The sequence below is a fragment of the Citrobacter sp. Igbk 14 genome (genome assembly GCF_028069825.1).
Classification (GTDB): domain Bacteria; phylum Pseudomonadota; class Gammaproteobacteria; order Enterobacterales; family Enterobacteriaceae; genus Citrobacter.
The window spans coordinates 1-8,204 of sequence record NZ_JANEWM010000102.1 but is presented as its reverse complement, the minus strand read 5'-3'; the positions used below and the strand labels follow the sequence as shown (position 1 = coordinate 8,204).

Here is an 8,204-nt window from a genome sequence, read left to right as displayed (position 1 = left end):
TATATATATTACATAAGCTTCTTTATGTATTAATTGGCGGGAGAAAGGCATGAGAACCCTGAAGCATTTTATAAACGGGCAATATGTAGCGGGTAACACAGAAGACACGTTTGAGTTGGTGAGCCCGGTTGACGGTGAAACGTACGCGTTATCGCCTAATGCCGGTGCGACTGAGGTGGCGCTTGCCTACTCGGCGGCCGCGGCGGCATTTAACATATGGAAAAAATCGACACCTGCCCAGCGACAAAAAGCACTGCTGCAACTGGCGGATGAGATAGAAAAAAATGTTGAACGACTGGTCAACGCGCAAAGCCAGGAAACCGGTCAATTGCGTCATTTTATCGAAAAAGAAGAGATAGCAGCCTCGTGCGATGCGATTCGTTTTTTTGCCGGCGCAGCGCGTTGTCTGGAAGGGAAGGCCGCCGGAGAATATTCCGCCGGGTTCACCTCAACGATTCGTCGTGAGCCGTTGGGCATTGTGGGACAAGTCACACCGTGGAATTACCCGTTTATGATGGCGGTATGGAAGATTGCACCGGCGCTTGCCGCTGGCAATACGGTGGTTTTAAAGCCGAGCGATACCACCCCGGTAAGTACGCTGCTCCTGGCTGAACTGGCGGCACCCTTATTTCCGCGAGGGGCGTTTAACGTCGTGTTGGGCAAGGCCAGTACTGGCTCGCTGGTGGTTTCTAACCCGACGGCTTCATTGGTGTCGATTACCGGTTCGGTACGCGCTGGTCTGCAGGTTGCGGCATCAGCAGCAGCTAACCTGACAAAGGCCCATCTTGAACTGGGTGGCAAAGCGCCCGCCGTCGTATTCGCTGATGCAGATATGGACAAGGCGATTACTGCTATCACTACCGCAGGATTTTTCAATGGCGGACAGGATTGTACTGCCGCCACGCGCATCCTGGTGGAAGATTCTGTCTATGCGACGTTCCTGGAAAAACTGATCCAAAAAACGAAAAGTATCAAGTTTGGTCCTCCGCAGGATCAGGATGCGTTATATGGCGCGCTGAATAGCAAAAACCAGCTTGAGCAGGTGAAGGGGTTTATTGAGCGTTTACCTGCACATGCGAAAATTGAAACCGGTGGTCATGCGGGGCCTGGGCCGGGTTTCTACTTTGAACCGACGATAATTTCCGGCCTGCATCAACACGATGAAGCCATTCAACACGAAGTGTTTGGCCCGGTAATGACCATTCAGTCGTTTTCTGGTGATGAAGACGCGTTGCGCAAGGCGAACGATGTGGAATATGGCCTGGCCGCGAGCGTCTGGACCAGCAATCACAGTCGCGCGCAGCGTTTCAGTATTGATCTCGATTTCGGCACAGTTTGGATTAACAGTCATATTCCTCTGTGCGCCGAAATGCCACACGGTGGATTCAAAAAATCCGGCTACGGAAAAGATCTCTCCTCTTATTCGCTCGATGAGTATACCCGGGTGAAACATATCATGTGTGATATTTCCGAATAACAGGTAATACGATGAAAACATTAAAAATAGCCGTACTTTCATTGGTGATGTTCTCAGGATTCAGCCTGGCAGAAAGCTCACCGCTGAACACGGTAAAAGCGTATATGGCAGCATGGAATGCGCATAATGCGCCGCTGGCAGCGCAGTACCTGGCGGACGATGCCGTTTATTACGATGCCGCCGCAGGGGAGCCGGTAACCGGCCGGGAAAAAGCTGAAAAAGATGTGATCGGTGCATTTATTAAGGCGGTCCCGGATCTGACCTGGAAAATGGTCGGTAAACCTGTTGCTGATGAAGATACTGTGGCATTTCGTTGGGAATTCTCGGGTAAAAATAGCGGCGAATGGGCGGGAAGCCCGCCGACAAATAATCCGATCAAATTTGAAGGTGTCAGCTATATTCATGTTAAGGCAGGAAAAATCACCTGGCAGGGTGATTATTATGACGCTAAAAAACTGGATGAAGAGCTGAAGCCAGTGAAGTAGTCGGCGGTGTCCTCCTTGTATCTACGAGGGGGAACCTCTCATTTGTAGTGTTTTTTAGGACAATGTGTCAGTGGCAAAAGGACAAAGTTAATGGCAATTACCCGACGTGATTTTCTCAACGGCGTGGCGGTGACGATCGCTGCGGGACTGACCCCTCTGGATCTGGTCAGAGCGGCAGGAAAGGGGCACGAATTTATTGATGGAAGTTATTATCCACCGGCGTTAACGGGGCTACGCGGTAACCATCCGGGTTCGTTTGAAATGGCCCATGCGTTAGGCCGTGAACATAAGCACTTTGATTTAAGCGCTCTGCCCGTAGAGGAAGAGTACGATCTGGTGATTGTGGGCGGCGGTATCAGCGGACTGGCCGCGGGTTGTTTCTGGCATGAACTGGCCGGGAAAAACAGCAAGGTGCTGATCCTCGATAACCATGATGATTTTGGTGGTCACGCCAAACGCAACGAATTCACCTCAGCAGGCAAAAAACTGATCGGATATGGCGGAAGTGAAGCCTTTCAATCACCCGCGCATAACTTCAGCCCCGAAGTGAATAAGCTGATGGAAACTGTCGGCGTAAGCGTCACGCGGTTGAAAAAGAGTTTTGACGTTAATTTCTACCCCGATTGGCAGCTTAGTCGCGGCGTCTTCTTCGATAAAAAGAATTTTGGTGAGACGAAAATAGTCAGCGGTGATCCGGGTCGTGCGGTATCCGATGATATTCCGCCAGATCGGCTCAATGGCCGTAATATCGAAGACTTTATCAATGACTTCCCATTGAGTGAGGAAGATCGTAAAGCGCTAATCGATCTGCACGTACGTCCGGTTGATTATCTTCCAGGGATGACGGTTGATGAGAAAACGGAATGGCTGGATACCCACAGCTATAGTGAGTTTCTTGCCACCAGGGTTGGTTTAAGCAAAATGGCGCTGCTCTATTTTCAGCAGCGTTCCAACGATTTCTTTGCCATCGGTATTGAAGGCATATCCGGTAGTGATGCTCGTGCGTGCGCATTGCCGGGAATGGAAGCGTTAGGGCTGCCGCCGTTGGACGGTGAATCGCTGGCCGACCTCGAAGAGCCCTATGTCTATCATTTCCCGGATGGCAATGCGGGTCTGGCACGGTTGCTGGTCAGACACATGCTGCCGGGCGCGCTGCCGGGCAATACCATGGAAGATTCTGTCCTCGCCAGACTGCATTATGAAAAGCTCGACCTGCCGGAAAACGCCACGCGTTTGCGCCTGAACAGCACGGTGATAAATGCGGCGAACGTAGAGGGGGGCGTTGCCGTCACGTATCTTTGCGACGGCAAAATGCATCGCGTGCGCGGTAAGAACGCCATTATGGCGGGCTATAACATGATGATCCCGTATCTGGTACCGGAAACGCCAGAGCAGCAGCAGGCCGATCTCAAACTGAACGTGAAGGCGCCGCTGGTGTACACCAATGTGGTGGTCAAAAACTGGCAAGCGTTTAAGCAATTGGGGGTTCATGAGTTTTATTCACCGGCCGCGCCTTATAGCCGAATCAAGCTCGACTATCCGGTCAGTATCGGTGGATACCAACACCCGGCCTCGCCGGACGAGCCCATGGTGATTCATATGGTCTATGTGCCCACGTATCCTGGCAGTAATCTGTCCGCGAGGGAGCAGTTCCGTTTGGGGCGTGCTTATCTGCTGGGGACCACGTTTGCCGCACATGAAGAGATGATCCGTTCTCAGTTGCAGGAAATGTTTGGCTCAACCGGTTTTGACAATCAGCGGGATATCGCGGCCATTACTGTTAACCGTTGGGCGCATGGTTATGCGTATTACGCTAATTCACTGTTCGACGATATGGAAAAAATGCCGGAGATTATTGAGCGGGCGCGTAGACCTATCGGACGTATTGCCATCGCTAACTCTGATGCTGACTGGAGCGCTTATGCTCATGCTGCTATCGATCAGGCATGGCGCGCGGTTAATGAACTCAAGGATATGGGGTGATCTATGCGTAATGTAACCGTTCTAATCGCCTGCCTGTTTACCGCTTCTGTCTCTGCCGCTGAATCTGACGGTGAGTACATCGCGAGGATCTCAGACTGCGTGGCATGCCATACCGCGGAAGGCGGAGCGGCGATGGCGGGAGGCAAGAAGTTCCCCACGCCGGTTGGTGATATCTATTCGACGAATATTACCCCGGATAAGACTCACGGTATCGGCAACTATTCTTACGATGATTTTGAGAAGGCCGTGCGCCAGGGGATTGCCAAAGACGGTCATCCCCTGTATCCGGCGATGCCTTATCCTTCTTACTCGAAACTGTCCGACGCAGATGTTCAGGCGCTGTATAGCTACTTCATGCATGATGTTAAGCCGTCAGCAGAGCCCAATAAAGAGAACGCTATTCCCTGGCTTGTCTCGGCCCGCTGGCCGCTGCATATCTGGAATTGGTTGTTTACCGATGCGCCGACTGCCGCTGTTGAAGACAACAAAGCGGATGATACGGCAGCACGGGTAAAACGGGGTGCTTATCTGGTAGAAGGTCCGGGTCACTGCGGGTCATGCCATACCCCGAGAGGGATGGCGATGAACGAAAAAGCCTATACCAATGCCGATGCTGAGTATCTGAGCGGGGCGATGATCGACGGCTGGTATGCGCCATCGCTACGGGGAACCGGGATGTCTGAGCAGGCGTTAACGTCATTGCTGCTGACGGGGAAAAGCAAACATGCTGCAGTATCGGGATCGATGTCTGAAGTCGTCAGCCAGAGCACACAGTATCTGACGGACGAAGATGCCACGGCGATTGCACAATATTTGTTGAGCCTGAAAAGTGAGAAGACGGAACCGACACGTACGGTAGCTGCCACGGCCTCCTGGTCGAATTCGCCTGAAGCGGGTAAAGTGACTTACAACCGCTACTGCTCGACCTGTCATGGTCTGGAAGGGAAAGGTACCGATGATAATGCACCTTCGCTCATTCACAACCCGTTAGTGATGGTAGACGACCCAACGCCGTTGTTCAGGGTGATTGCCCACGGCGCAGAAACACCGACGACACGGGGGAATGTCTCCTTTAAGATGCCAGCCTATGGTGGGTTGCTCAGCGACAGCGAAATGCGCGACGTGATCAATTACGTGCGTAAAAGCTGGGGTGAGGGTAATGGTGAGGTAAGCCAGGAAGATCTGTCCGGGATTAAAAAAGCCTCACATTAATCTGTGCGACGATGCCGGATGGCGCTGCGCTTATCCGGCCTACAAAAATGCGTAATTCGTAGGCCGGATAAGGTGCTTGCACCGCCATCCGGCAGTGCTTACTCGGTGTTTATTCTGATAATACCTGCCAGTCGGGTAAACGCCGCAGCCATCTCATGTTCTTCAATACTGGCAAAGCCCAGTAGCAGACCGCTGCGTTTTTCTTCTTTCACGTAGTAGCGAGAAAGTGGGCGAACCAGAAGACCTTGTGCGTTGGCCTGTTGGGCAATGGCGCTATCATCAGTACCCGCAGGTAGCTGTAAAATCAGATGTAGCCCGGCGTTGCTGCTGTAAGGCCCCAGATAATCCTCACCAAGCTGGCTGACAATGAGCTCTACCAACGTATGTCGTCGGCGGCTATATAACTGGCGCATTTTACGGATGTGCGCCGCATAGTAACCCTCACGAATAAACTCAGCCAGCGCCGCCTGAATCAGGAGATGCCCACCACGATAGAGATCGTTATGTACCTTCATCAGTGGGGCGGCAAGCGGTTTAGGTATCACAACGTACCCGAGCCGCAGTGCCGGATAGAGGGTTTTGCTGAAGGTGCCGATATAGATAACCGGAGCATCTTCTTCCAGTCCCTGCAATGACGGGATGGGTTGGCCGGAAAAACGAAACTCGCTGTCGTAGTCATCTTCCACAATCCAGCTGTGCGTTTCACGTGCCTGATAGAGTAGCTGCCGCCGTCGACCAAGGCTCATTACCGGGCCAAGCGGATATTGATGTGACGGTGTCACAAAAATGAGTTTCGGTGCCGGGTCGACGCAAGCAGGCGGAACCATGCCTTGTTCATCCACCGGGATGGCAGAAAAGTTGACCGCATTGATGCGCAGAATGTTTTTTATTCCCCAGTAACCGGGTTCTTCGATCCACGTATTATCACCAGGATTACATAAAGAGCGAGTTACCAGATCCAACGCCTGGTGAATGCCCTCGGTAATCAATATTTGATCTGGCGTACAGCGTACGCCGCGTGCGGTGCGCAGATAGTCCGCCAGCGCTTCTTTCAGTTCAATCAAACCACCCGTGGCATCGTAGGTGAGAAACTCCGGGCGTAGCCGCCTTGCCAACCGATCCTGAATCTTTTTCAGCGTGCGATGCGGGAAAGAATGCACGTCCGGTACACCAGGAATAAAAGCCCCCCACTGGCGGGGACTGGCGCTGGCATGCCCTAGCAGTTCAAGGCTACGGGCGGACAAACTGGTGTGATCTTCATGTGTCGCAGGCGAAACCGGTTGTTTATTAGGGGCCAGGCCGAGATTGTCCAGCACGCTGTCGGTCACAAATGTGCCGCTGCTGGTGCGCGCGGAGATATAGCCTTCGGCCTGCAACTGCTCGTAAACCCGCAGGACAGTATTCCGTGATAACGCCAACTCACTCGCCAGGTCGCGTGAAGGAGGCATGCGGGTAGCGGGTTTTAGGCTACCCTCGAGGATGCAGCTACAGATGGCGGCATACAGGCGACGATGCAGCTTCTCGTCCGTCTGCTGGCTAAATGCATGCTTGATCACATCTCCGGCAAGTGAACGCATTTGGATCCTTAAAATAAAACGATTTGGCTCTCGATTAAAGTACCAGATGGCGTCTAAATTTAAAGGGTAATTCAACCAATTGTGTTTATGGACAAGGTGTAGAGAATGAACAATAAAAACCTGCAACAACGTCGTCTGGATGCCACCCCACGTGGCGTGGGTGTGATGTGTGATTTTTATGCCCAGTCGGCTGAAAACAGCACGATTACCGATATAGAAGGCAATCAGTATATCGATTTCGCCGCCGGGATAGCCGTGCTGAACACCGGGCATCGCCATCCGCGTCTGGTGCAGGCCGTTGAAACGCAACTGCAAGCCTTTACCCATACGGCTTATCAGATTGTTCCCTACGAAAGCTATGTGTCGCTGGCGGAGAAAATCAACGCTGTGGCGCCAATTGACGGTAAGCGTAAAACGACATTCTTTACTACCGGGGCAGAGGCCGTGGAAAATGCGGTTAAAATTGCCCGCGCTCACACCGGTCGCCCTGGCGTTATCGCCTTTGGCGGTGGTTTCCACGGGCGGACATACATGACGATGGCATTAACCGGCAAAGTGGCGCCATACAAAAAAGGCTTCGGCCCGTTCCCGGGGTCCGTTTACCATGCGCCGTATCCTTCTGCACTGCAGGGGATTTCAACTGCAGACTCGATTAAAGCGATAGAACGTTTGTTTAAAGCGGATATCGATCCGAGCCAGGTCGCTGCGATTATCTTCGAACCCGTCCAGGGTGAAGGCGGCTTTGTTGTCGCACCGGCGGAGTTTGTCGCAGCAATTCGCCGTATTTGCGATGAGCATGGCATCGTGATGATTGCCGATGAGGTGCAAAGTGGTTTCGCCCGTACTGGGGAGCTGTTTGCGATGGATCACTATGCGGATAAAGCAGACCTGATGACCATGGCGAAAAGCCTTGCGGGTGGGATGCCGTTATCGGGTGTGGTAGGCAAAGCCGATATTATGGATGCGCCTGCGCCGGGGGGACTGGGGGGGACTTACGCCGGGAACCCGCTATCGATTGCGGCAGCTCATGCGGTGCTGGATATTATTCGTGATGAAAAGCTGTGCCTGCGTGCAGCAGCGCTTGGCGAGCAACTGCGTGCTGTGCTGACCGATGCGCGTGCAGCGTGTCCTGAACTTGCTGAAGTGCGGGGATTAGGCTCGATGATTGCCGCTGAATTCTGCGATGCAGCCACGGGTGAACCCAGTGCCACCGCCGCACAGCGCGTGCAGAAAAAAGCGCTTGCACAGGGGCTGCTGCTGTTAACGTGCGGTCAGTATGGCAACGTGATCCGCTTCCTGTACCCACTGACTATTCCGCAGGATCAGTTTGCAAAAGCGTTAGAGATAATCAAAACGTCGATGAAGTAATCTCGTTCAAAACCGATCGTGTGTAAAGCCGACAGTAGCCATTACCGTCGGCTTTTTTGTTGTCACCCATTCGCCAATCCCTTTCGTTATATATTTACATAT

At 52.7% G+C, this 8,204-nt stretch carries 6 protein-coding genes; 5 read left to right on the top strand and 1 reads right to left on the bottom strand.

Annotated features, from left to right (window positions below; all coding sequences use genetic code 11):
- The first annotated feature begins 49 nt into the window (after positions 1–49).
- The 4 genes from NNN64_RS22105 to NNN64_RS22090 all read left to right on the top strand — a co-directional run bounded on the left by NNN64_RS22105 (position 50) and on the right by NNN64_RS22090 (position 5,157).
- On the top strand, positions 50–1,477 hold the full coding sequence (locus NNN64_RS22105; protein ID WP_271442786.1) for a gamma-aminobutyraldehyde dehydrogenase: 1,428 nt from the start codon (positions 50–52) through the stop codon (positions 1,475–1,477).
- An 11-nt stretch (positions 1,478–1,488) separates the two neighbouring features.
- Positions 1,489–1,962 carry an ester cyclase gene (locus NNN64_RS22100; protein WP_137383302.1) on the top strand — a complete coding sequence of 158 codons (474 nt, stop codon included), beginning with the start codon at positions 1,489–1,491 and terminating at the stop codon, positions 1,960–1,962.
- 90 nt (positions 1,963–2,052) lie between these two features.
- Entirely contained in the window at positions 2,053–3,945 is a 1,893-nt protein-coding gene (locus tag NNN64_RS22095) for an NAD(P)-binding protein (RefSeq protein ID WP_271442785.1), read from the top strand.
- 3 nt (positions 3,946–3,948) lie between these two features.
- Positions 3,949–5,157 (top strand): cytochrome c, encoded by a 1,209-nt coding sequence (locus tag NNN64_RS22090; protein WP_271442784.1) that lies wholly within the window; start codon positions 3,949–3,951, stop codon positions 5,155–5,157.
- Between the two features lie 98 nt (positions 5,158–5,255).
- On the opposite strand, the gene pdxR is transcribed toward NNN64_RS22090, so the two are convergent.
- A complete protein-coding gene (gene pdxR, locus NNN64_RS22085; protein ID WP_271442783.1) occupies positions 5,256–6,734 on the bottom strand; it encodes a MocR-like pyridoxine biosynthesis transcription factor PdxR in 1,479 nt (492 codons plus the stop codon).
- A 105-nt stretch (positions 6,735–6,839) separates the two neighbouring features.
- On the opposite strand from pdxR, the gene puuE reads away from it, so the two are divergent.
- A complete protein-coding gene (gene puuE, locus NNN64_RS22080) occupies positions 6,840–8,102 on the top strand; it encodes a 4-aminobutyrate transaminase (RefSeq protein WP_271442782.1) in 1,263 nt (420 codons plus the stop codon).
- Positions 8,103–8,204: the final 102 nt, after the last annotated feature.